Source organism: Klebsiella sp. HN106, from assembly GCF_051209435.1.
In the GTDB taxonomy this organism is placed as follows: Bacteria; Pseudomonadota; Gammaproteobacteria; order Enterobacterales; family Enterobacteriaceae; genus Klebsiella; species Klebsiella oxytoca.
The window spans coordinates 1378868-1402111 of the sequence record NZ_JBLURD010000001.1 but is presented as its reverse complement, the minus strand read 5'-3'; the positions used below and the strand labels follow the sequence as shown (position 1 = coordinate 1402111).

Here is a 23244-nt window from a genome sequence, read left to right as displayed (position 1 = left end):
GGACACTTAGCGGGTTGGGAAATATTTCGCCGGCTGCGCGTGGGCGGCGATCAGCGCTTCCAGCGTCAGCGGGCGACTTAACCAGTAGCCCTGCAAAAAGTTTACGCCATGATCGCGCAGCCATTCCGCCTGTTCCTGCGTTTCCACGCCTTCGGCAACGGTAGCGAGCTTCAGGCGGCGGCTTAGAGTGATGACGGCATCGAGCACCGGCGAGGTCACGGTCTCCGTCCCGATAGCCTGTACGAAGCCGCGATCAATCTTCAGGTAATCAAAGCTAAAGCGCTCCAGATAGATGAGCGCGCTATGGCCGGTACCAAAATCATCAATCGCGATTTCAAAACCCTGCTCGTGTAGCCAGTCGAAGTTCTCTAATGAACGATTTTTATCGATCATCGCGCGCTCGGTGATCTCCAGTACCAGCTTAAAGTGGTCGGCTGGCATGGCGGCGGCGAAGTGCTTAAGGTCCTGCTGAAAGCTCTCTGCGTGCAGATGAAGGGGGGAAATATTGATCCCAAGCTTGATCCCTGCGGGCAGGAGCGTCTGCAAAACAGGCGCATCGTGCGCAATCAGTTTTAAGAGGTGGCGAGTAAGCGGAATGATGATCTGCTGGGTTTCCGCAAGATTAATAAAGACATCAGGGGGGATCTCTCCGGCCACCGGATGTTTCCAGCGCATCAGTACCTCAACGCCGCTGATCTGCAGTGTCTCCGATTTCACCACCGGCTGATAGACCAGGTAAAACTGATCGTTTTTGATCGCCAGCAGCAGCTCCTTTCGCGGGTCTGATTTTATCGTGAGAATGTAATAGCTTAACAGTCCGGCCAGCAGCCCGCACACCACCCCCAGCAGCAGAGCAAACTGCGTATTCTCCGCCAGCCAGCTGTTAGCATAGAGATAGATTTTCAACGGTAAACCCTCAATCTGCGTCTGGCGAATAGGCGGCGAGAGCAGGGTCTGCGGGTCGATAAGCTTGTTGCTGAAGGTCGAGATAGCGGTGTGCTTAATGGACAGCGCCAGGCCGCTGAAATCATTCTGCCGCGAGGAGTAGAGTATATAGGGTGTCAGATTCGCATTGATCGAGACAAAAACGCCGTCTTTACCGCCGTGCGGGCTACGAACCCACATCGCCAGCGCCGCGCTTTTCGGCATCATGGGCGTACCGGGAAGGATCGCCATATCCACCGCTTGAGTGATATCCAGCTGTGGAATGAGCTGGTTAAAAGGTGTGTTCATTGCACCGGTGGCGGAGGAGCAAAACGCAATACCATTTTTAACCAGCAGGAAAGCGCGTACGTTTGGGCTGAATGCCGCATGGGCGGTTAATCCGGAATCGATATTTTCGCAGGGCTGACTCACCAGCGGCTGTAGTCCCGCAATCGTCTGGTCTAAATCGTGAAAATAGCCCGTCAGATAAGCATGAACATTGTTGATGATAACGTCGAAACGCTCCGCGCGGTTGTGATAGATCACCATAAACTGGATGCTACCGGCCAGCAGGGCGACGGCTATGCCAACGCATATGCTGGTTAGCCAGATTTTTCGCCGGGGAGAGAGGTGACGGGTAGGCATAGGCTCCAGGCAGTCCGTGTGGTTGATTCGCGCAATGCGCTAACAGAAACATACTTTTTCTGTCGTCGCTTCAAGAGATAGCCTATTTTACGAAGTTTATTGGCTGGCGAGCAAAAAAAAACACTGCTTCAGCAGTGTTTTATTTCTTCCGTTGGCCAAGGGAATAACCAACGGCAGAAGAGATTACGAGCGGCTCAGAACGCGTCGCGCTTCGTTATAGCGCTTTTTCCAGTACGGCTCATCCATGCTGGAAATCGTCACACCGCTGCTGGTGGAAGCATGAACAAACTGGTTGTTGCCGATGTAGATGCCTACATGACGGCCCGTTGAACCCGCACGGAACAGTACTAAATCACCGGTACGCAGCTGTGAACGGCTGATGGATTTTCCGGAATCCTGCTGCTCAGAAGTCGAACGCGGCAGCTCCAGGCCAAACTGTTCACGGAAAGTACGCTGCACAAAGGCGGAACAATCAATGCCTTTGCGAGTACTGCCGCCGAGGCGGTAACGCACGCCCTTCCAGCTGGCATATTGATCCATCAAACGGGACTTAACGTCCAGGTTGCGGACCATGGTTTCAAATTCATCCTGAGAGGCTTGCAGTGATGATAAATCGCCACTACCCACAGCAAGCGTCTCAGAATGCATATTTCTGGCGGTACTATTTGTTGAACTACACGCGGAAAGCAGAACCGCAACTGCAATCGCGGGGGCGACCCGCAAGATATATCTCAAAATCGGCTGAGATTTGACCATGCTGTGTGTTATCCCTTGTTGTCCTTAACGACAATGTCGTTATAAAAAATGCCAAACGTGTTAGAGCCTAATTACCTGGTCGCAATGAGACAATTCCGTAAGCATAAAATTGTGGCCTGACGCACAAATTTATTCATTATCTGAATTGATGTTGCTGGAGAGGCAAAACGAGATTGAGGTTACCCGATCAAACGGGGGATGGCGAGCGGTTTTGCGCATTTTCTTATAAGTATTTTTGCGACAAAAAGTGAATCATCGGCAAAGGCCAAAATAGCGGCAGGGATGGGTAAAAAATATGCAATTTACTCATTTTTAACAGGATTAATGTGACAGCAAGATGATAGCGGGTGAGAAAGAGTGAGATGATAAAAAAAGGGACCCAGAACGATCCCTTATGAATGATATTAATTAATTGTAAAGATGACTTTAAATTTTCGTTCTTCCGCCGGGGAGGTAACGTTCAAATAAAGTAATCACTTTATCGCTCAGTGGGGTCATCAACACCCAGGGAGCGCCAATGAGCACGGCCGTTAATGATCCGACGGCAATATCGGTAAACCAGTGCGCGCCGATCATCACCCGCGGGAAAGCGAACACCACAAAGATAACCAGCGCAATAGCGAAGGCGCGACGGCCAAAATAGCGCCACATGAAAGAGGCAAAAATCAGCAGCATCATGCCGTGATCGCCCGGGAAGCTGTCTTTAGACGCATCTTTAGTCGGAAAGGAGATGACATCGCTGACTTTAGTGATATCGGTGAACGAGAGCGAAGGGCTGGCTCGCTTCACCGGCATCAGGTGCTGGGCCAGCTGATTGATAATGACGGCAGCCAGCAGCATCACCAGGCCGATGATAATCACCCGGCGGCGTCCGGCGCTCTGTTCTTTAAACCAGAAGCTCAGCATCAGGCTGCCCATCGCCAGCAGCGAACAGGCGTCAAACGCGCGGTTGTTGATAACCGCCAACAGCCAGGTGTAAGCGGTGTTGACGCCGACCAGGTGGTTAAAGAAATAGAAAATCGCCGCGTCCAGCGGAGCCCAGAAACCATGGTTAACCGGAAGATACCATGAACAGAAAAGCGCTATACCTGCCGCGTTTAACAGCAGGATGAGGGGAATTCGATTTTTAATCATAACTATCGCGTGTTGTGTAAAACGACGGCAACCATAGCCGCCCTAAGTTAAACGAATCTTCAACAAAGAGGCCTGAAGAGCATTCCAGTCCGTTTCTGTATCGGCTATCAGCTCAATACGGCTATCGGGCGGGGCAACGTTTTGCGTCTCAATATGCAGATCGAGCTGCTGGCGATTGATACGAACCAGCCCTTCGGCAATACGCATGACGCCTTTAACTCGTCCAACCGGCGCCAGGCGCGCCCATTCAAGCAGAGCGACGGTATCGAAGACGGTTTCAGCGTCAAAAATCCAGCCGCAGGCGTGATAGCCCTGAGCGCTATTGAGGCTACGACGCCAGCGCTGGTGCGCGGGAAGGCTAAGCGCGGCAAGGCCTTTTTTCTGCCCGTGGTCGTGCGCATGCCCGACCCCTGCGGGTAGCGGCGCCAGATTGCGGCGCGGCAAATCAAGCAGCTCCGGGTCGATATTACCTTGGCTAGCGCTGACGCAGCGACGCTCACCGGCGTACGCCTCACGCCAGGCGACAAAAGCGCGCTGGCTCTCCTCCGTCGAGCGGTCGGCTTTATTGCTGACAATAACGTCAGCGGCAGCCAGCTGGTCGCGAAAGTTTTCGTTGCTCACGACTTTTTCGTCCAGCAGCTGACGCGGATCCAATATGCACAGGGTGGCGCGCAGATCGATCCATGGCGCGTAGACCGGGGCGGTCAGCATATCGAGGATCTGTTTAGGATGGCCTAGTCCGGTGGGTTCTATCAGCAGACGGTCAGGTTTGCCCTGGCGCAGCAGGGTGTTGAGCCCAACCTGCATCGGCAGGCCGTTAACGCAGCACATGCAGCCGCCGGGGATCTCTTTCAGCAGCGCGCCGCTTTCCGCCAGCAGCGCGCCGTCAATGCCCACTTCGCCAAACTCGTTGACCAGTACGGCCCATTTTTCATTTGCGGGCTTATTGGCCAGCAGGTGCAGAATGGAAGTGGTCTTACCGCTGCCGAGAAACCCCGTGATCAAGTTGGTTTTGGTCACTTTTTCTCCAGGATAAATGTAATGTTGTAACAGTTGAGGCTATCCTGACGAAAAAAAGGGGAAAAGAGAAGCGTTAACGCGGACAGAAAGGCGCTCCGTCCGCTTAAAGGCAGAAATTGTTAATCATTCAGCGCGGCGGCGACGGCCTGGCGTGCGCCAAAAGCGGCGAGCTGATGCCACGCGGCGGTGACATCAGCGACGAACTGCGGATTCTGCGGCAGGTCGCGGCCGAAGATCTCCTCAAGCGTAAGCAGCGCCGCTACGCGCTGTCGCTCATCGCTGGTGGCAACGAGGTGGTGTATTTTATCGGCCAGCGGATCGCGAATATCAATGACGGCTCCGGCGTCATCCACGCCGCTAACATAGCGCATCCAGCCAGCGACGCCCAGCGCCAGTAGCGGCCAGCGGCTCTCTTGCGCAAGATGGACGCGAATTCCGTCAAGCATACGTTGCGGCAGCTTCTGGCTACCGTCCATGGCGATTTGCCAGGTGCGGTGCTTCAGCGCCGGGTTGCTGAAACGTTCGATCAGGCTGTCAGCGTATGCCGACAGGTCAACGCCCTGAATGGATAGCGTCGGCGCCTGTTCATCAACCATCAGCCGGTATGCGGCGCTGTGAAAAATCGGATCCTGCATGCAGTCGCTAATATGCGCATGGCCCGCCAGGTAGCCAAGCCAGGCGAGGAACGAGTGGCTACCGTTGAGCATCCGCAGCTTCATCTGCTCCCACGGTAAAACGTCGTCGGTCATCTGAACGCCCGCCGTTTCCCAGTCCGGGCGACCGGCCACGAAGTTATCTTCAATAACCCACTGAATAAAGGGTTCGCAGCTTATGGCGCAGGGATCTTCTACGCCCAACGCGGCGCGAATTTCCGCCAGCGACTCCTCGGTGGCGGCTGGTACGATGCGATCAACCATGGTGCCGGGGAAGCTGACGTGCTCAGCAATCCACTGTGCCAGCTGCGGATCGCGTTTTTCAGCCATGCCCAGCACGGCGTTTTTCACTACATGTCCATTATCAGGGATATTGTCGCAGGAGAGCACGGTAAAGGGTGACAGCCCTCGCTGACGGCGGCGCGCCAGCGCTTCAACCAGTATTCCAGGAACCGATTGCGGCAAAGTCGGGTTTTGCAGATCGTGAATAATACGCGGCTGCGTCATATCCAGCAGGCCGCTGGCGGGGTCGATGCAGTAGCCTTTTTCGGTAATGGTCAGAGAGACAATCGCCACCTGCGGTTCACAAAATTTCTCAATAATAGCGGCGAGCGAATCGAGTTTAGCGTTCAGACATTCATGCACGGCGCCGACAACAATTGGCTGGCTGCCCTCTGCGCCTTTTTCCAGCACGGTAAACAGGTGGTTTTGCTGGCGAAGCTGGCTCATCAGCCGATCGCCGCTGAACAGGCTAATCTCACAAATCCCCCAGTCTCCGCCGCTGGCGTTAAGCACCCGATCGGTGAGTAGCGCCTGATGCGCGCGATGAAAAGCGCCAAAGCCGAAATGCACAATACGTGAGCGCAGCTGGCTGCGGTCATAATGAGGGAGCTGTACGCCTTCCGGCAGCGTGGCCGTCGCAATGGTAGTCATTCTTAATACACCTGATTAACCGATAATTAACATCTCTAGTGTAAAGTTATATGACAGCAAATTAAATTGGTGAGCCTTGTTTATCCGCTTAGTGTGAGCTTGATCAAGCAATCGAGCGCTGTTTAGCGAAGATCCTGCTAACAGGAGCGGGAAATTAGCGATAATTTCGTCGCTATTGGTATGACAACTTTGGGAGGCTTTGTAGGGGATAGCCTGGCGATGATGAAGGGCCAACAGCCGTATGGCGCGCATTAAGAAGCAAAAAGACAGCCATTGACTGTCTTTTGCATTTTGCACTGACTTTAAAGGCTGGATTTAGTCCGCGCGGCCCATGTAGCGGCTCTCTTCGATATGAATACGAATGCGCTCGCCCGCGCTGAGGTATTCCGGCACCTGAACGACCAGGCCGGTGCTGAGGGTAGCCGGTTTGTTGCGGGCGCTGGCGGATGCGCCTTTGATGCCCGGCGCCGTCTCAATAATTTCCAGATCCACGGTCTGCGGCAGTTCCAGCGCCAGCAGTTGGCCGTCCCAGGTCAGAACCTGCATGTCAGGCATGCCGCCTTCCGGCATAAACAGCAGCTCTTCTTCGATTTGCTCTTTGGTGAAGATATACGGGGTGTAATCTTCTTTATCCATAAAGACGTATTCATTGCCATCGATATAGGAGAAGTCAACGAAGCGGCGGGTCAGGGTAACGGTATCGACAATGTCGTCGCCTTTGAAGCGCTCTTCCACTTTCAGGCCGGTGCGCACATCGGAGAAACGCATTTTGTACAGCGTCGCTGCGCCGCGGGCGCTCGGTGACTGAATATCAATATTTTTAACAATCAGCAGTTTGCCGTTGTAATTCAGCACCATACCTTTCTTAATTTCATTCGCTCTTGGCATTGCAGTAATCCTGTCACTTAAAGGGTCGAAAATATCGCGTAAAACTACTCGCGCCGGGCCTTTCAGGCAAGCGGAATTCGTGTGTTTTGCTATCTTCGGGTAAAACGTTTAGGCTGGGCCGCAAAAGCCTATCGGAAGAGTCGATTATGGAATGCCGCCCTGAATGCGGAGCTTGCTGTATCGCTCCTTCTATCTCCAGCCCTATCCCGGGTATGCCGCAGGGCAAACCGGCAAATACCCGCTGTATACAGCTTTCGGACAATAACCTGTGCGCGATTTTTGGCTCGCCGTTGAGGCCCAAAGTGTGCGCCAGCCTGAAGCCGGAAGCGGAGATGTGCGCCACAAATCGCGAAGAAGCCATGATCTGGCTTCTTCATCTTGAGCTGAGCACTTCGTGACGTCGGAAGCCCGCACGGACACCCTTTATACGTCTTTAATGCGCCACAGGCAGGCCTGAGTGGCGAGGCCCATCACCAGCGCAATCCAGAATACGGCGTGATAGCTCCAGACTTCCGCAACGACCCCCGCCAGCGAACCGGCAATAATCCAGCCAACGCGGATAGTATTGGTATAGAGGGTCGTGGCCGCACCAGCCTGGCCTGGCATCAGGTCCTGAAAATAGAGCATACCGATACCGGCCAGAATGCCGATAAAAATAGCATTCAGCACCTGCAGGGCCAGCAGCAGTCCCGGGGTGTGTACGGTTAGCATGCCGACATAGAACAGCACCCCGGCAACCGCAGAGATCTGCATCAGGAAACGCTTACCGAAACGTTTGGCGTAGTAACCCGCAATCAGCATGGTCGGGATTTCCAGCCCGGCGGCGGTGCCCATCATTAATCCCGCCAGTTTTTCAGGTAAATGCAGCTCATTAATAATGAACAGCGGCATGTTAATGATGTACAGGCTGTTAATTCCCCACATCAGCGTACAGATGATAAACAGCAGCAGCGCGTCGCGGCGGTTGGTGCGCGGCGCTTCAAGATGTCCCGTCACCAACTTCGGCTCTTTGCGCATGCTGGGGAGAAAAAACCAGACTATCGCGCCGCAGACCACGAAGGCAATCGCCGCGCTGAGGTACATCACCGTAAAGCCGAAACCCATCGCCAGCGCGTAGGCCAGCGGCGGACCGATGACCCATGCCAGCGACACCTGAGCGCGCAGGATCGAGCTGAACATGACCGCCTCGCGGCCCGTTTTGTCCGCATGTTCGCGGGCGAGGGCAAACATCTGCGGGTTCGCGGTGGAACCAAAGCTGCTGAGGAAAACGCCGACGAAGAGCAAAATAAAGTAGTTACGATTCCACGCGAAGAGCACGCAGGCCAGTACGCCCATCAGGCAGCAGAAGACGATCAGCTGCTTGCGGTCGCCTTTGCGATCTGAGCGCCCGGCGAGAAACTGGCTCACCAGAATGCCGATCACCGCGCTGCCGGTAAAAAAGAAGCCGACCATCGCCGGTCGTACGTGAACTTCGTCAGTCAGGAACAGGCTCAGGGTAGGCGTTTGTAGCGCCCCGGCAATGCCCGTCAGGAAGGCGACGATCAGGAAGGCGGAAGAGGTTAAATCGAACCCGCGTCGTGGCAGGGCGGCGCTACTGTTTTGCATGTCGGCTTTCATCGGTTTCAGGAGTCGCGGAGTTTACGCCGTCAGTCAGATAATGAACAGTACCAGGGCACGAATAAATCAAAAAGACGTTTCAAAATTTTGCTTCAGCAAAATGCTGAAGTTCTGGCGGGTTTGTCATCACCTCGTCAGCAAAAGTGTGCTGTATCTCTAACTTCTGTTATCGGGAGAGTAACTTTTCTTGCGCGCTGACTAATAAAGGTACAGACTTCTTGAAACGTTTCAGCGTCATCGGGAGATTCTCCGGCAGTCAGGTGACGCATTTTTTCTCAAAGTAGCTGAAACGATTCAATTCAGCAGGAGAGGAGAACCATGTTCCAGTTATCTGTGCAGGATATTCATCCCGGTCAGCAGGCCGGTAATAAAGAAGAGGCTATTCGTCAGGTTGCCTCCGCGCTGGTTAGCGCGGGCAATGTGGCTGAAGGGTACATCAACGGGATGCTGGCTCGCGAGCAGCAAACCTCCACTTTCCTTGGCAACGGTATTGCGATTCCGCACGGCACCACCGACACGCGCGATCAGGTGCTGAAAACCGGCGTTCAGGTTTATCAGTTCCCGCAGGGCGTGACCTGGGGCGAAGGGCAGACCGCCTACGTCGCTATCGGTATCGCCGCCAGTTCGGATGAACACCTTGGGCTGCTGCGTCAGCTGACCCATGTGCTGAGCGACGACTCGGTTGCTGAACAGCTAAAGTCCGCCACCACCGCTGAAGAGCTGCGCGCCCTGCTGATGGGTGAAAAGCAGAGCGAAGCGCTGAAGCTGGATAACGAAACGCTGACCCTGGACGTGGTCGCCAGCGATCTGCTGACCCTGCAGGCGCTCAACGCCGCGCGGCTGAAAGAAGCGGGCGCCGTCGATGCTTCCTTTGTTAGCCATGCGATTAATGACAAACCGCTGAACCTCGGCCAGGGCATCTGGCTGAACGACAGTCCGGAAGGCAACCTGCGTAGCGCCATTGCCGTGAGCCGCGCGGCCAACGCCTTTATTCGCGATGAGCAGCCGGTTTCCCTGCTGATCACCGTGGCGATGGCCGATGACCAGCCGACGGCGGTCCTTAATCGCCTGAGCAATTTGCTGCTGGACAAAAAAGCTGACCGTTTGCTGAAGTCCGATGGCGCAACGCTGCTGGCGCTGCTGACCAGCGACGATGCGATTGCTGAAGATGTTCTCAGCGCTGAATACGTTATCCGCAACGAGCATGGGCTGCACGCGCGTCCCGGCACGATGCTGGTGAATACCATTAAACAATTTTCCAGCGACATTACGGTCACTAACCTCGATGGTTCGGGCAAGCCGGCAAACGGCCGCAGCCTGATGAAAGTCGTGGCCCTGGGAGTGAAAAAAGGTCACCGCTTGCGCTTCACCGCGCAGGGTGAAGATGCGCAGCAGGCGCTGGATGCGATTGGCGAAGCGATCGCCGCAGGCCTTGGGGAGGGCGCATAAATGAGCAGACGTGTCGCAACGATTACTTTAAACCCGGCCTATGACCTGGTGGGTTTTACCCCGGAAATTGAACGCGGTGAGGTTAACCTTGTTCGCACGACCGGCTTGCACGCCGCAGGGAAGGGGATCAACGTTGCAAAAGTGCTGAAAGATCTCGGTATCGACGTCACCGTGGGCGGTTTTCTCGGTAAAGATAATCAGGATGGCTTTCAGCAACTGTTCAGTGAGCTGGGCATCGCTAACCGTTTTCAGGTCGTTCAGGGCCGTACCCGTATTAACGTCAAGCTGACAGAAAAAGATGGCGAAGTGACCGACTTCAACTTCTCCGGCTTTGAAGTCACGCCGGGTGACTGGGAGCGTTTTGTTAACGACTCCCTGAGCTGGCTGGGCCAGTTCGATATGGTCTGCGTGAGCGGCAGCTTACCTTCCGGCGTAAGTCCGGAAGCGTTCACCGACTGGATGACCCGCTTGCGCAGCCAGTGCCCGTGCATCATTTTTGACAGCAGCCGCGAAGCGCTGGTTGCCGGTCTTAAAGCGGCGCCGTGGCTGGTTAAACCTAACCGTCGTGAGCTGGAAATCTGGGCGGGTCGCAAGTTACCTGAAATGAAGGATGTGATTGAGGCCGCTCATGCGCTGCGCGAGCAGGGGATTGCCCACGTGGTGATCTCCCTTGGCGAAGAAGGCGCCCTGTGGGTTAACGCCTCCGGCGAGTGGATTGCCAAGCCGCCTTCAGTGGAAGTGGTTAGCACCGTTGGCGCGGGCGATTCAATGGTTGGCGGCCTGATTTACGGACTGCTGATGCGTGAGTCCAGCGAGCATACGCTGCGCCTGGCAACGGCCGTCGCCGCGCTGGCGGTGAGTCAGAGCAATGTCGGTATTACCGATCGTACCCAGTTGGCCGCAATGATGGCGCGCGTCGACTTACAACCCTTTAATTAACAGCAGGAGAGGCATAATGAAAACGCTGCTGATTATTGATGCCGGGCTCGGACAGGCCCGCGCCTATATGGCGAAGACCCTGTTAAGCACCGCGGCGCAAAAAGCGCAACTTGAACTGATTGATAACCCAAACGACGCTGAGCTGGCGATTGTGCTGGGCGCGACGCTGCCAGCTGATAGCGCGCTGAACGGCAAAAAGGTTTATCTCGGCGATATTAATCGCGCCGTTGCTCACCCGGAACTATTCCTCGGGGAAGCCAGGAGCCATGCCACGCCATATGCCGCTCCGGCTGCTACAGCTTTACCGGCGGCAACTCATGGTCCGAAACGCATTGTGGCGGTCACTGCCTGCCCGACCGGCGTCGCGCACACCTTTATGGCGGCGGAAGCGATTGAAACCGAAGCCAAAAAACGCGGCTGGTGGGTGAAAGTTGAAACTCGCGGCTCCGTGGGGGCGGGTAATGCCATCACTCCTGAAGAGGTTGAGCAGGCGGATCTGGTGGTTGTCGCGGCTGATATCGAAGTGGATCTGGCGAAATTTGCCGGCAAGCCGATGTATCGCACCACAACCGGTCTGGCGCTGAAGAAAACCGCTCAGGAGCTGGATAAAGCCGTTGTTGAAGCGAAACCATATCAGCCTGCGGGTAAATCCCAGGCCGCGGCAGAAGGCAAAAAAGAGTCCGCGGGCGCCTATCGTCATCTGCTGACTGGCGTATCGTATATGCTGCCGATGGTGGTAGCGGGCGGCCTGTGTATCGCGCTCTCCTTCGCTTTTGGTATCAAAGCCTTTGAAGTAAAAGACACTCTGGCCGCCGCGCTGATGCAAATCGGCGGGGGATCAGCCTTCGCGCTGATGGTACCGGTACTGGCGGGCTTTATTGCCTTCTCCATCGCTGACCGCCCTGGCCTGACGCCAGGTCTTATCGGCGGTATGCTGGCGGTTAGCACCGGATCTGGCTTTATCGGCGGTATTATCGCCGGCTTCCTTGCCGGTTACGTGGCGAAAGCGATCAGTACCAGGCTGAAACTGCCGCAAAGTATGGAAGCGCTGAAACCGATCCTCATCATTCCGCTGGTTTCCAGCCTGATCGTGGGTCTGGCAATGATTTACCTGATTGGTAAACCCGTTGCCGGGATCCTCGAAGGCCTGACCCACTGGCTACAAACTATGGGGACGGCGAACGCGGTTCTGCTCGGTGCAATTCTCGGCGGTATGATGTGTACCGACATGGGCGGCCCGGTGAACAAAGCAGCTTACGCCTTTGGTGTTGGTCTTCTGAGTACCCAAACCTATGCCCCGATGGCGGCCATTATGGCGGCAGGTATGGTTCCACCGCTGGCGCTGGGTCTGGCGACGCTGATTGCGCGTAAAAAGTTTGACAAAGCGCAGCAGGAAGGCGGTAAAGCCGCACTGGTTCTCGGCCTGTGCTTTATCACCGAAGGAGCAATTCCTTTTGCCGCTCGCGATCCGATGCGCGTCCTGCCTTGCTGTATCGTTGGCGGCGCGGTGACCGGTGCGATGTCCATGTGGGTTGGCGCGAAACTGATGGCGCCGCACGGCGGTCTGTTCGTCCTGCTGATCCCTGGCGCGATTACCCCGGTGCTCGGATATCTGATGGCGATTGTGGTCGGTACGCTGGTCGCAGGCCTTTCCTACGCGGTGCTGAAACGTCCTGAAGTTCAGGTGGAAGAAAAAGTCGCCTGATCGACGGTGTTACACGCAAAAGGGCAGAGTCTTCTCTGCCCTTTTTTTATGCCGTATCCGCCCTCTGCTTAACCCGCCATATGTGCTCTCCTTCGCATTTTTAAGCTGTTTAAAAACCATACTAGCCAAATTTTGTGATTCTCTTCATGTTCATATGAAATCCCTCTGGCGGACCCCTTTACTTTAAAACCAATCTGCTTAACATAAACATATGTTCACATTCAAACATGTGTTTAATGAGAGGGTGCTGAATGGGCGTATGATTATTTACTGATATTCAAACATTCCACTGCCAAAGCGTTTTTGTATGCTGGAGGGTATTTTTATGCCTGAAAATGATTACGTTGTAATTATTGGATCGGCAAATATGGATGTTGCTGGTTATTCCCATGTATCGTTGAACTATGCTGATTCTAACCCCGGAAAAATAAAATACACTCCCGGTGGAGTGGGGCGGAATATTGCGCAGAATATTGCTTTATTGAATAAACCATCCTGGCTACTGTCGGTTGTCGGAGATGATTTCTATGGCCACTCCCTATTAAAACAAACGGCTCAGTCCGGCGTTCATGTCGATAAATGTCAGATCGTCCACGGCGAGGGGACATCGAGCTATTTATCGCTGCTCGATAATACCGGTGAAATGCTGGTGGCGATTAATGATATGAGTATCACCGAGCATATTACGCCAGCCTTTTTAAGCCAGCACCGGGATTTTATTCGCAGCGCTGCGGTCATCGTCGTTGACTGTAATATCAGCGAATCGGCGCTGGCCTGGTTGATGGAAAATAGCGGCCCGACGCCCATTTTTGTTGACCCGGTCTCTGCCTGGAAGTGCGTGAAAATCAGCCAGCATCTGGGGCGTATCCACACTCTAAAACCGAACCGAATTGAAGCTGAAACGCTGAGCGGAATTGCGCTTTCCGGCACTGATGACGTCACGCGCGTTGCCGACTGGTTTCACCAGCGTGGCCTGCGGCGCCTGGTGCTGAGCATGGGGGGCGACGGGGTTTACTTCAGCGAGAAAGACGGCGAGCGCGGCTGGTCGGCGCCGTTAAAAACCCAGGTAGTCAACGTCACCGGCGCCGGTGACGCCATGATGGCCGGTCTGGCCTGCTGCTGGCTCGACGGCTGTTCATTTTCGCAAGCGGTGAAGTTTGCTCAGGGATGCTCTTCTCTGGCGCTCTCATCGGAATTCACCAATAACCCTGAATTATCTTACGCCAACGTAAAAAAGGTAGTGGAGAACGAACATGTCTGAATTAAATATTTCCTCTGAATTATTACAGGTTTCTGCGGAAGTTCAGCAGGCATTAAAGAATAACCAACCCATAGTCGCGCTGGAGTCGACTATTATTTCTCACGGAATGCCGTTTCCAGAAAATGCGCAGACCGCGCTGGAAGTCGAAGAAATGATTCGCCGTCAGGGAGCGGTTCCGGCAACAATTGCGATTATTCATGGCGTTATGAAAGTTGGCCTGAGCCGCGAAGAAATTGAATTGCTCGGTCGTGAAGGACATAACGTTACCAAAGTCAGTCGCCGTGATTTACCTTTCGTTGTCGCCGCAGGATTAAATGGCGCGACCACCGTGGCTTCTACCATGATTATTGCCGCCATGGCCGGGATAAAAGTCTTCGCGACCGGCGGTATTGGCGGTGTGCACCGCGGAGCAGAGCATACTTTTGATATTTCCGCCGATTTACAGGAACTGGCCAATACCAATGTTACCGTAGTTTGTGCCGGCGCAAAATCTATTCTCGACCTTGGATTAACAACCGAATATTTAGAAACGTTTGGCGTTCCGCTTATTGGCTATCAAACTTCGGCGCTCCCGGCATTTTTCTGTCGAACCAGTCCGTTTGACGTCAGTATTCGCCTGAATAGCGCTAAAGAAATCGCTAAAGCGATGGCGGTGAAATGGCAGTCGGGCCTGAACGGGGGGATGGTGGTGGCGAACCCGATACCGGAACAGTTTGCGATGCCGGAAGCGAAAATCAACGCCGCCATCGACCAGGCGGTGAAGGAAGCGGAAGAGCAGGGTGTGGTGGGTAAGGAGAGTACGCCGTTCCTGCTGGCCCGCGTTGCGGAGCTGACCGGCGGGGATAGCCTGAAATCCAATATTCAGCTGGTCTTCAATAATGCCGTGCTGGCCTGCGAGATTGCCAAAGAGTATCAGCAGATCGCCTGACGACAGTAGCGGGCTGTTTGCGGTTGCCCGCCCCGATATCAAATATACCGAAAGCCTGGCCTGACGCCGGGTTTTCCACCAGGTAAGGATATCATTATGGACATCATGAGAAGTCTTTTGGGGATGGTGGTATTGCTGGCCATCGCCTTTGCGCTGTCAGTAAATAAAAAACGCATCAGTATCAGAACCGTAGGGGCCGCGCTGCTGCTGCAGATCGTGATTGGCGGAGTGATGCTCTATTTCCCGCCGGGCAAGTGGCTGGTGGAACAGGCGGCGCTCGGGGTACATAAAGTCATGTCCTACAGCGACGCCGGAAGCGCGTTTATTTTTGGATCGCTTGTCGGTCCGAAAATGGATGTGCTGTTTGACGGCGCGGGTTTTATCTTCGCCTTCCGCGTGCTGCCCGCCATCATTTTTGTCACCGCGCTGATAAGCCTGCTTTACTACCTCGGCGTGATGGGGCTGCTGATCCGGATTCTCGGCGGTATCTTCCAGAAAGCGCTGAATATCAGCAAGATTGAGTCCTTTGTCGCCGTGACCACCATCTTTCTTGGCCAAAATGAGATCCCGGCGATCGTCAAACCCTTTATCGACCGTCTCAACCGCAATGAGCTGTTTACCGCCATTTGTAGCGGGATGGCGTCGATCGCCGGATCGATGATGATCGGCTATGCCGGCATGGGCGTACCGATCGATTATCTGTTAGCCGCTTCGCTGATGGCTATTCCAGGCGGGATTCTGTTTGCTCGTATGCTGAGCCCGGCAACCGAAGCCTCCCGGGTCACTTTCGATAATCTCTCCTTCACCGAGACGCCGCCGAAAAGCATTATCGAGGCGGCAGCATCCGGGGCGATGACAGGGCTGAAAATTGCCGCCGGGGTGGCAACGGTGGTGATGGCGTTTGTGGCGATCATCGCGTTGCTGAACGGTATTATCGGCGGCATTGGCGGCTGGTTTGGCTACGGTCACGCCACGCTGGAGGGTATTTTCGGTTTCCTGCTCGCGCCTCTGGCGTGGATTATGGGCGTTGACTGGAGCGATGCGACGCTGGCGGGAAGCCTGATTGGCCAAAAGCTGGCGATAAACGAATTCGTCGCCTACCTCAACTTTTCGCCTTATCTGCAAACCGGCGGTACCCTGGACGTGAAAACCGTTGCGATTATCTCGTTTGCGCTGTGCGGTTTCGCCAACTTTGGCTCAATAGGTGTGGTTGTCGGGGCATTTTCGGCTATTTCACCGCAGCGCGCGCCGGAAATTGCTCAGCTTGGGCTGCGCGCTCTGGCGGCGGCCACGCTCTCTAACCTGATGAGCGCCACCATTGCCGGGTTCTTTATCGGTCTGGCATAAAACAGCGCGCGCACCGCGCCTGCGGTGCGCGATGCTATAGGCTGGGAAGTAAATTGAGCGCGTTATCAACGGATAAAGAAGGGTTGTTGATGCTGTCGCTGGCGCGGGTAATGGCGGTGCAGGCCATGGCGAAAGCGACGCTCTCTTTGAAATCGCTGCCGTCAAGATAGCTATAAAGCAGCCCGGCCATCAGCGCATCGTCGGCGCCAAAGCTGTCTATCGTGGTATGGCCCGGTAGCTTCATCTGAAAACGTTCACCGCCGGCTTCGCTACAGAAAACGGAATCGTCTTCCGAGCAAATTACCACGCGCCGCGTTCCCCTTTCGTGCAGCCAGGCTAACGCGCGATCGCGATCGGCCTCGTTTTCAATGGGTTCTCCCCAGAGGATCTGCAGTTCGCGCAGCGTCGGCTTGAGGGTATGGATCTTTCCCAGCCACGGGCGAATGCGGTGCGCTTTAAACTCCGACACGGTATCAACAAATACCGGAATAGCGTTGGCCAGCGTAAATACCCACTCCAGCAACGGCTCCGTTAAATTACAATCGACCAGGATGACGCCGGCATGGGTCAGCAGATCCCGATATTGATTCAGCAGCTGCGGGGTGAGCGACTGTAAGATATGCGTATCGTTAATCGCCAGCACCGTCTCTTCCTGCGGATTGGCGATGGAGAGATAGGTGGCGGTATTGTGACCGTGCAGGCGGATACAGCTTTGCACGTTAACCCCGGCTTGTCGGGTCTGCTCAAGCAACGTTTCGCCGTAAAAGTCGCTGCCGACGGCGGAAATCAGATGCACATCGCGGCCCAGCAGCGCCAGATTATGCGCGATGTTCCGCGCCACTCCGCCGGCGGAGCACTGGATATTGCCCGGGTTGGAGACCGGTTGGGGATAATGAATATCGGCAATGCCGCGGATATCCATATTCACCGCGCCCAGCGAGACGCAATACTCCTGCTCGGTAAGGATGTAGCCTTTGCCCTTGATGGCCCCCTTACGCGTGAGGTCCATAATATGCGCGGCTACGCGGGAGCGGCTAATCTGCAGAATATCGGCAATCTCATGCTGCTGAATCAGCGGATTGCGCCGCAAAATTTTGAGGATCTGCTTTTCCCTATCGTTCATATCAGACCACGGCCTCTTCCGTCTGCTGCGCCCGCAGCCAGGCGATCTCTTCCGCCCAGATATCAGGATTGATCGTTTCCAGGATCAGCGGGATACCGTCAAAGCGGCTATCCTGCATTATCCAGCGGAAGGCATCGTGGCCGATATTGCCTTCACCCAGGCTGTGGTGGCGGTCAACGCGGCTGCCGAACGTACTTTTCGCATCGTTCAGATGCATACCGCGCAGATACTGAAAACCGACAATCCGTTCAAAATCAGCGAAGGTTTTTTCACACTCTTCGGCGCTACGCAGGTCGTAGCCGGCGGCGAAGGCGTGGCAGGTATCAATGCACACGCCGACGCGCGATTTATCTTCCACGCCATCGATGATGGCCGCCAGATGTTCAAACTTAAACCCCAGGTTACTGCCCTGGCCGGCGGTGTTTTCAATGACCGCCGTCACGCCTTCGGTTTTGGCCAGCGCGATGTTAATGGACTCGGCAATGCGCGCCAGGCATTCGTCTTCTGGAATTTGCTGCAGATGACTACCCGGATGAAAATTGAGCAGCGTCAGGCCGAGCTGCTGGCAGCGGGAGAGTTCATCAATAAAGGCATCGCGGGATTTTTCCAGCGCGTCCGCAACCGGATGGCCGAGGTTAATCAGATAGCTGTCGTGCGGCAGAATTTGTCCCGGGCCGAAATGATGCTTCTCGCAGGCGGCTTTAAATTCAGCAATGGTGTCGTCGCTCAAAGGCGCGGCGCGCCACTGGCGCTGGTTTTTGGTGAAGAGGGCAAATGCGGTCGCGCCGATTTCGGCTGCGCGAATGGCGGCATTGGCTACGCCGCCGGAGGCGCTGACGTGCGCTCCAATGTATTTCATAAAAAAACTCCAGTTAAGCCGCTGGGGGGAGGGTAATGATAGCGGCTTAGCCGGAGAGTTACATCATCCTTAATACAACCTGAGTATTGAGGAGGCTCAGGCCATCAGACTGTGGATAGCAAGGTTAATCGCGCCGCCGCCGACAATCAGCCAGACAAAGAGCATCAGCGCCATCAGCAGCGGTTTAGCGCCGGCTTTTTTCAGCGCGCTGACGTGGGTGGTCAGGCCGAGGGCAGCCATCGCCATCGCCAGCAGCACGGTATCCAGGGTCACCAGCATATCAACTACCGCTTTCGGCAGCAGGTGGAAGGAGTTAAATACCGCCACCAGAATAAACAGGATCGCAAACCACGGAATGGTGATTTTGCTTTTCTCGCCGCCGTTTGCCGGGGCTAATTGCTTCACGCGAGCGGCAAGGAACAGCAGGAACGGAGCCAGCATCATCACGCGCAGCATTTTTGCAATCACCGCCGCGTTTTCCGCATCCGGACTTACGGCGTGGCCGGCGGCGACAACCTGGGCAACCTCATGCATCGTCGAACCCATATAGATGCCGTAGGCCTCCGGCGTAAACCAGTGCGCCAGGAAAGGATAAACCGCCGGGTACAGAAAGATAGCAATGGTACCGAAAATCACCACCGTGGCCACGGCGACCGTCACTTTGCTGGCTTCCGCTTTGACGACCGGTTCCGTCGCCAGGACCGCTGCCGCGCCGCAAATGCTGCTACCGGCGCCAATCAGCCAACTGGTATGTTTATCGAGGCCGAAAACCTTTTGCCCAAGAAAACAGGCGATAAAAAAGGTGCTGGAAAGCGTCAGTACATCAATCACGATACCGCTGACGCCAACGTCGGCAATCTGGGCGAACGTCAGGCGAAAGCCGTATAGAATGATGCCGAGGCGCAGCAGGTGCTGTTTGGCAAAGAGTACGCCGCCGTCGCAGGGCTGCCAGATTTTCGGGTAAACCGTGTTACCGATGACCATGCCGAACAAAATGGCCAACGTAAGGGCGCTGAAGCCCGCGCCAGCGATTGCCGGAAAACTACCGGCCCACAGCGCTGCGCCGGTGAGCAGGGCGGTCAGCGCCAGTCCAGGTGCAAAGTGCCGCAATGGGCGATGTTTAGTCGGTAAAGTGAGTGCTGTCATAACCTTCTCCTTTGTCTGGGAAAAGCATACGACGCGCTGGTTTAAATATAAAATTGATTATATATTTATAATTAATCGTAATAAGTGGTAAACGAGCGGTTTCGCGGTTTGAGCATGATGTGCATAAGCCTTAGCCGCGGATGCCGGGTCGTCTATAAAGGCAGGAAAAATCATGCATATCACGCTACGGCAGCTGGAAGTTTTTGCTGAAGTTCTGAAAAGCGGGTCGACGACCCAGGCCTCGCAAATGCTGGCGCTGTCGCAGTCGGCGGTCAGCGCCGCGCTGACCGATCTTGAAGGGCAGTTGGGAGTGCAGCTGTTTGACCGCGTCGGGAAAAGGCTGGTGGTCAACGAACACGGCAGGCTGCTCTATCCGCGGGCGCTGGCGCTGCTGGAGCGGGCGCTGGAGATAGAGCAGCTGTTTCGCGGCGACAACGGCGCGATTCGCGTCTACGCCAGCAGCACCATCGGCAACTATATCTTGCCGGAGATCATTGCGCGCTATCGACGCGACCTGCCGGATTTACCGCTGGAGCTGAGCGTGGGCAATAGCCAGGACGTGATCAACGCCGTGGCCGATCTGCGGGTGGATATCGGGTTGATTGAAGGTCCCTGCCACGCGGCGGATATTATCGCCGAACCCTGGCTGGAAGATGAACTGGTGGTCTTTGCCGCGCCGGATTCACCGCTGCTGGAAGGGGAGGTGACGCTGCAACGGCTGGCGGAGGCGCCGTGGATTCTACGCGAGCACGGCTCCGGGACCCGGGAAATTGTCGACTATTTATTATTATCGCATCTACCGGCATTTCATCTTGGAATGGAACTGGGTAATTCGGAAGCCATCAAGCACGCGGTGCGCCATGGTCTGGGCATTAGCTGTCTGTCGCGACGCGTGGTTGCGGAGCAGCTTGAAGTGGGATCGCTGGTGGCGCTGAAGATTCCGCTGCCGCGCTTAACCCGCACCCTGTGGCGTATTCATCACCGCCAGAAGCATATTTCCAAGGCATTACAGCGTTTCCTGAGCTATTGCGAGATCGCAACCTGATACGCGAGGTTTTGCACCGGCGCCAGCCCGTGTTGAACGCAAATATCCGCTGTTTTCGCGTAATACCATGTTCCCCATGGATAAGGTTCCCAGCAGCGAATATAGCGGTCAGGGCTAAAAAGGGTGAAATGTAAAACCAGAATCAGTGTATTTGCGGTGAGCAGCAATAGCGGCGTCAGGTAAAGGCAAGACCTGACGATAGGGGTTGCAAAAGGTAGCGGCGCAGCCTGGGGGAAAAAGAGTTTTTTATTTCCCTCTATGCTCAATATCAGCAGCGCAGGCCCCAGGCAGACAAAGTTTGCTTTTAAAATATTCTGCGAACAGAAATCCGGCGCCCGTGGCAGCCTGAGTAGCGTGAAATAGTCGCCTGCCAGGTAAAGAGAGCACAAAGCAAGCAGAGGGCAAATCAGCGAAACGCCGACCCAGACCGGCCAGTCATACTGAGGCGGCGATTGCACTTTGCGCATCAATTGCTCCCTCGCTCATCGGGCGATGGCCTGATAATGGTGTAGCCAAAATGCTGGCACCAGCGGCTATTCCTGACGTACATATACGTGGCCCCATGGCCGCCTTTGCTGATACACACGCCAAACTGTGGGCTTTTATAGTGCTCAATAGTGACGTATTGCAGGACATAAAGGCTGACAGACCACACCGGCCCCATCGCAATAAAGAACAAAAACAGGAGCGTGGCGTAGCGCTCGCCAGGCGTACCGTTGGCGGTGCAGGCGGCAATCAGCGCCATCAGCAGTGCCAGACCGAGAAAGAGGATGCCGGAGAAGAGCGAGTCGGCGCTGTCGACAATATAATCCGGACGGAAGTACCACTCTTCAATAATCTTGATGCTTTGATAGAAGCCAATGATAAAAAGAATGAAGCAAAAGCAAGCTGCGTAGACTCCCTCAGCGAGCGACATGGTGCGGCGTTTGCGCTTGTTCTTGCGTTTCATCGTCGGTTCCTTCCGTGGAATTTCGCGGAAGTTTGCCCGATATCCCTCTGGTTTGTGCATTTATTTGTGCTAATGGCGGATTTGTTCTTTACTAATAATCGGCAGTCGATCATGAAGCTCTCTTATAACTTTGCATTTGTATCGGATGGATCACAGACTCTCTGCTACAATCTCGCCTCGTTTTTTGGATGGATAGCATTTTCACATGGTTTCGGATACTAAAACCACAGAAGCGCCCGGTTTACGTCGTGAACTGAAGGCGCGCCACTTGACCATGATCGCTATTGGCGGTTCCATAGGTACAGGTCTTTTTGTTGCCTCTGGCGCAACGATTTCTCAGGCAGGCCCAGGCGGGGCGCTGCTCTCCTATATTCTCATCGGCCTGATGGTTTATTTCCTGATGACCAGCCTCGGCGAGCTGGCGGCGTTTATGCCGGTCTCCGGCTCTTTTGCTACCTATGGGCAAAATTACGTCGAGGAAGGTTTTGGCTTCGCGCTGGGCTGGAACTACTGGTACAACTGGGCGGTGACCATCGCCGTTGACCTCGTTGCCGCTCAGCTGGTGATGACCTACTGGTTCCCGGACGCGCCCGGCTGGATCTGGAGCGCGCTGTTCCTCGGGATCATGTTCCTGCTGAACTGGATTTCGGTAAAAGGCTTTGGCGAGGCGGAATACTGGTTTTCGCTGATCAAAGTCGCCACCGTCATTATCTTCATTATTGTCGGCGTGATGATGATCTTCGGCATCTTCAAAGGCGCACAGCCTGCGGGCTGGAGCAACTGGGTTGTCGACGATGCGCCGTTCGCGGGCGGCTTTGCGGCGATGATTGGCGTGGCGATGATTGTCGGCTTCTCATTTCAGGGAACCGAGCTTATCGGCATCGCGGCCGGCGAATCGGAAAACCCGGAGAAGAACATCCCGCGCGCGGTGCGTCAGGTGTTCTGGCGTATCCTGCTGTTCTATGTGTTCGCCATCCTGATCATCAGTCTGATTATTCCTTATACCGACCCGAGCCTGCTGCGTAACGACGTGAAAGATATTTCCGTCAGTCCGTTTACGCTGGTATTCCAGCACGCAGGGCTGTTGTCGGCGGCGGCGATTATGAACGCGGTTATTCTGACTGCGGTATTGTCGGCGGGTAACTCCGGGATGTACGCGTCCACCCGCATGCTCTATACCCTGGCCTGCGATGGCAAAGCGCCGCGTATTTTCTCTAAGCTGTCAAAAGGCGGCGTGCCGCGTAATGCGCTGTATGCCACCACGGTGATTGCTGCGCTGTGCTTCCTGAGCTCAATGTTCGGTAACCAGACCGTTTACCTGTGGCTGCTGAACACCTCGGGGATGACTGGCTTTATTGCCTGGCTGGGGATTGCCATCAGCCACTATCGCTTCCGTCGCGGCTACGTTATGCAGGGGAACGATCTGAATAACCTGCCGTACCGTTCAGGCTTCTTCCCGCTGGGGCCGATCTTCGCGTTCGTCCTGTGTCTTATCATTACCCTGGGGCAGAACTACGAAGCGTTCCTCAAAGACACCATCGACTGGGGCGGCGTTGCGGCAACCTATATCGGCATTCCACTGTTCCTGGTCATCTGGTTTGGCTACAAGCTGGCAAAAGGAACGCGCTTTGTGCGCTACAGTGAAATGAAGTTCCCGGATCGCTTCAAAGGCTAAGGTTAGCTTGCTCGGTCAGATAAAACCCTCTCAACGAGAGGGTTTTTTTATGTCTCCAGTTCTTACAAATTGATACAGATCTCCATAATTGTATTGATAATTGTAATCATTATCTTTATCATTTTCGCCAAATTCAGGATGAAGCCAATCCCCGTATCTTGCAGACACTCAAACTGACAAGGGGCGACCAGCCACATCTACTGTAAAAAATTGCGCGCACGCCGCCGTTAGAGCGGTATGCCGACAGT

The 23244-nt window shown here is 54.9% G+C and carries 21 protein-coding genes; 9 read left to right on the top strand and 12 right to left on the bottom strand.

Annotated features, from left to right (window positions below; translation table 11 throughout):
- Nucleotides 1–6: 6 nt before the first annotated feature.
- The 6 genes from ACSIPU_RS06495 to yeiP all read right to left on the bottom strand — a co-directional run bounded on the left by ACSIPU_RS06495 (nucleotide 7) and on the right by yeiP (nucleotide 6953).
- The gene (locus ACSIPU_RS06495; protein ID WP_004103944.1) at nucleotides 7–1569 is read right to left on the bottom strand and encodes a cyclic di-GMP phosphodiesterase; all 1563 of its coding nucleotides are present in this window, start codon (nucleotides 1567–1569) and stop codon (nucleotides 7–9) included.
- A 183-nt stretch (nucleotides 1570–1752) separates the two neighbouring features.
- Nucleotides 1753–2325, bottom strand: coding sequence for a bifunctional murein DD-endopeptidase/murein LD-carboxypeptidase (gene mepS / locus ACSIPU_RS06490; protein WP_024274499.1), 573 nt, complete (start codon nucleotides 2323–2325; stop codon nucleotides 1753–1755).
- 426 nt (nucleotides 2326–2751) lie between these two features.
- Entirely contained in the window at nucleotides 2752–3465 is a 714-nt protein-coding gene (locus tag ACSIPU_RS06485) for a phosphatase PAP2 family protein (RefSeq protein WP_024274498.1), read from the bottom strand.
- Between the two features lie 36 nt (nucleotides 3466–3501).
- Complete coding sequence (locus tag ACSIPU_RS06480; protein WP_004114121.1) at nucleotides 3502–4479, bottom strand: CobW family GTP-binding protein; 978 nt, start codon at nucleotides 4477–4479, stop codon at nucleotides 3502–3504.
- Between the two features lie 119 nt (nucleotides 4480–4598).
- On the bottom strand, nucleotides 4599–6065 hold the full coding sequence (locus ACSIPU_RS06475) for a mannitol dehydrogenase family protein (protein WP_004103940.1): 1467 nt from the start codon (nucleotides 6063–6065) through the stop codon (nucleotides 4599–4601).
- 315 nt (nucleotides 6066–6380) lie between these two features.
- Nucleotides 6381–6953: an elongation factor P-like protein YeiP gene (gene yeiP, locus ACSIPU_RS06470; RefSeq protein WP_004103935.1), complete on the bottom strand. Its 573-nt coding sequence runs from the start codon at nucleotides 6951–6953 to the stop codon at nucleotides 6381–6383.
- A 146-nt stretch (nucleotides 6954–7099) separates the two neighbouring features.
- On the opposite strand from yeiP, the gene ACSIPU_RS06465 reads away from it, so the two are divergent.
- A complete protein-coding gene (locus tag ACSIPU_RS06465) occupies nucleotides 7100–7351 on the top strand; it encodes a YkgJ family cysteine cluster protein (protein ID WP_004103933.1) in 252 nt (83 codons plus the stop codon).
- Between the two features lie 25 nt (nucleotides 7352–7376).
- Here ACSIPU_RS06465 and setB read toward each other — a convergent pair whose 3' ends face one another.
- A complete protein-coding gene (gene setB, locus ACSIPU_RS06460; protein ID WP_024274496.1) occupies nucleotides 7377–8558 on the bottom strand; it encodes a sugar efflux transporter SetB in 1182 nt (393 codons plus the stop codon).
- 330 nt (nucleotides 8559–8888) lie between these two features.
- Between setB and fruB the strand changes: the two genes are divergently transcribed.
- The 6 genes from fruB (at nucleotide 8889) to ACSIPU_RS06430 (ending at nucleotide 16199) form a co-directional block, all read left to right on the top strand.
- Complete coding sequence (gene fruB, locus ACSIPU_RS06455; protein ID WP_032728557.1) at nucleotides 8889–10019, top strand: fused PTS fructose transporter subunit IIA/HPr protein; 1131 nt, start codon at nucleotides 8889–8891, stop codon at nucleotides 10017–10019.
- Nucleotides 10020–10958 (top strand): 1-phosphofructokinase, encoded by a 939-nt coding sequence (fruK, locus tag ACSIPU_RS06450; protein WP_004103928.1) that lies wholly within the window; start codon nucleotides 10020–10022, stop codon nucleotides 10956–10958. It abuts the gene before it with no gap.
- A 16-nt stretch (nucleotides 10959–10974) separates the two neighbouring features.
- Entirely contained in the window at nucleotides 10975–12663 is a 1689-nt protein-coding gene (gene fruA / locus ACSIPU_RS06445; protein ID WP_004114117.1) for a PTS fructose transporter subunit IIBC, read from the top strand.
- A 325-nt stretch (nucleotides 12664–12988) separates the two neighbouring features.
- Nucleotides 12989–13924, top strand: coding sequence for a pseudouridine kinase (locus ACSIPU_RS06440; protein WP_053065084.1), 936 nt, complete (start codon nucleotides 12989–12991; stop codon nucleotides 13922–13924).
- The gene (locus tag ACSIPU_RS06435; protein WP_004114116.1) at nucleotides 13917–14852 is read left to right on the top strand and encodes a pseudouridine-5'-phosphate glycosidase; all 936 of its coding nucleotides are present in this window, start codon (nucleotides 13917–13919) and stop codon (nucleotides 14850–14852) included. The genes ACSIPU_RS06440 and ACSIPU_RS06435 overlap by 8 nt, the downstream gene beginning before the upstream one ends.
- Nucleotides 14853–14948: 96 nt before the next feature.
- Entirely contained in the window at nucleotides 14949–16199 is a 1251-nt protein-coding gene (locus ACSIPU_RS06430; protein ID WP_004103919.1) for a NupC/NupG family nucleoside CNT transporter, read from the top strand.
- Between the two features lie 34 nt (nucleotides 16200–16233).
- Here ACSIPU_RS06430 and ACSIPU_RS06425 read toward each other — a convergent pair whose 3' ends face one another.
- From ACSIPU_RS06425 to ACSIPU_RS06415, 3 genes are all read right to left on the bottom strand, one after another.
- Entirely contained in the window at nucleotides 16234–17322 is a 1089-nt protein-coding gene (locus ACSIPU_RS06425) for a sugar kinase (protein ID WP_004103916.1), read from the bottom strand.
- 1 nt (nucleotide 17323) lies between these two features.
- Complete coding sequence (nfo, locus tag ACSIPU_RS06420) at nucleotides 17324–18181, bottom strand: deoxyribonuclease IV (protein WP_004103914.1); 858 nt, start codon at nucleotides 18179–18181, stop codon at nucleotides 17324–17326.
- A gap of 96 nt (nucleotides 18182–18277) precedes the next feature.
- Nucleotides 18278–19327: a YeiH family protein gene (locus tag ACSIPU_RS06415; RefSeq protein WP_004103912.1), complete on the bottom strand. Its 1050-nt coding sequence runs from the start codon at nucleotides 19325–19327 to the stop codon at nucleotides 18278–18280.
- A gap of 172 nt (nucleotides 19328–19499) precedes the next feature.
- Between ACSIPU_RS06415 and yieE the strand changes: the two genes are divergently transcribed.
- Nucleotides 19500–20372 carry a DNA-binding transcriptional regulator YeiE gene (yieE, locus tag ACSIPU_RS06410; protein WP_004103910.1) on the top strand — a complete coding sequence of 291 codons (873 nt, stop codon included), beginning with the start codon at nucleotides 19500–19502 and terminating at the stop codon, nucleotides 20370–20372.
- Here the strand turns inward: yieE and ACSIPU_RS06405 are convergent.
- The gene (locus tag ACSIPU_RS06405; protein ID WP_049592922.1) at nucleotides 20351–20839 is read right to left on the bottom strand and encodes a hypothetical protein; all 489 of its coding nucleotides are present in this window, start codon (nucleotides 20837–20839) and stop codon (nucleotides 20351–20353) included. The genes yieE and ACSIPU_RS06405 overlap by 22 nt on opposite strands.
- The gene (locus ACSIPU_RS06400) at nucleotides 20839–21321 is read right to left on the bottom strand and encodes a hypothetical protein (RefSeq protein WP_024274493.1); all 483 of its coding nucleotides are present in this window, start codon (nucleotides 21319–21321) and stop codon (nucleotides 20839–20841) included. The genes ACSIPU_RS06405 and ACSIPU_RS06400 overlap by 1 nt, the downstream gene beginning before the upstream one ends.
- A gap of 205 nt (nucleotides 21322–21526) precedes the next feature.
- On the opposite strand from ACSIPU_RS06400, the gene ACSIPU_RS06395 reads away from it, so the two are divergent.
- Nucleotides 21527–22996 carry an amino acid permease gene (locus ACSIPU_RS06395; RefSeq protein WP_004103903.1) on the top strand — a complete coding sequence of 490 codons (1470 nt, stop codon included), beginning with the start codon at nucleotides 21527–21529 and terminating at the stop codon, nucleotides 22994–22996.
- The last annotated feature ends 248 nt before the right edge of the window (nucleotides 22997–23244 follow it).

Coding starts and splice junctions, on each gene's coding strand:
- ACSIPU_RS06400 (WP_024274493.1), bottom strand. CDS start 21,321: ATGAAACGCAAGAACAAGCGCAAACGCCGCACCATGTCGCTCGCTGAG.
- yieE (WP_004103910.1), top strand. CDS start 19,500: ATGCATATCACGCTACGGCAGCTGGAAGTTTTTGCTGAAGTTCTGAAA.
- ACSIPU_RS06395 (WP_004103903.1), top strand. CDS start 21,527: ATGGTTTCGGATACTAAAACCACAGAAGCGCCCGGTTTACGTCGTGAA.
- nfo (WP_004103914.1), bottom strand. CDS start 18,181: ATGAAATACATTGGAGCGCACGTCAGCGCCTCCGGCGGCGTAGCCAAT.
- ACSIPU_RS06440 (WP_053065084.1), top strand. CDS start 12,989: ATGCCTGAAAATGATTACGTTGTAATTATTGGATCGGCAAATATGGAT.
- ACSIPU_RS06405 (WP_049592922.1), bottom strand. CDS start 20,839: ATGCGCAAAGTGCAATCGCCGCCTCAGTATGACTGGCCGGTCTGGGTC.
- setB (WP_024274496.1), bottom strand. CDS start 8,558: ATGCAAAACAGTAGCGCCGCCCTGCCACGACGCGGGTTCGATTTAACC.
- fruK (WP_004103928.1), top strand. CDS start 10,020: ATGAGCAGACGTGTCGCAACGATTACTTTAAACCCGGCCTATGACCTG.
- ACSIPU_RS06430 (WP_004103919.1), top strand. CDS start 14,949: ATGGACATCATGAGAAGTCTTTTGGGGATGGTGGTATTGCTGGCCATC.
- ACSIPU_RS06425 (WP_004103916.1), bottom strand. CDS start 17,322: ATGAACGATAGGGAAAAGCAGATCCTCAAAATTTTGCGGCGCAATCCG.
- fruB (WP_032728557.1), top strand. CDS start 8,889: ATGTTCCAGTTATCTGTGCAGGATATTCATCCCGGTCAGCAGGCCGGT.
- ACSIPU_RS06415 (WP_004103912.1), bottom strand. CDS start 19,327: ATGACAGCACTCACTTTACCGACTAAACATCGCCCATTGCGGCACTTT.
- fruA (WP_004114117.1), top strand. CDS start 10,975: ATGAAAACGCTGCTGATTATTGATGCCGGGCTCGGACAGGCCCGCGCC.
- ACSIPU_RS06475 (WP_004103940.1), bottom strand. CDS start 6,065: ATGACTACCATTGCGACGGCCACGCTGCCGGAAGGCGTACAGCTCCCT.
- yeiP (WP_004103935.1), bottom strand. CDS start 6,953: ATGCCAAGAGCGAATGAAATTAAGAAAGGTATGGTGCTGAATTACAAC.
- ACSIPU_RS06435 (WP_004114116.1), top strand. CDS start 13,917: ATGTCTGAATTAAATATTTCCTCTGAATTATTACAGGTTTCTGCGGAA.
- ACSIPU_RS06465 (WP_004103933.1), top strand. CDS start 7,100: ATGGAATGCCGCCCTGAATGCGGAGCTTGCTGTATCGCTCCTTCTATC.
- mepS (WP_024274499.1), bottom strand. CDS start 2,325: ATGGTCAAATCTCAGCCGATTTTGAGATATATCTTGCGGGTCGCCCCC.
- ACSIPU_RS06495 (WP_004103944.1), bottom strand. CDS start 1,569: ATGCCTACCCGTCACCTCTCTCCCCGGCGAAAAATCTGGCTAACCAGC.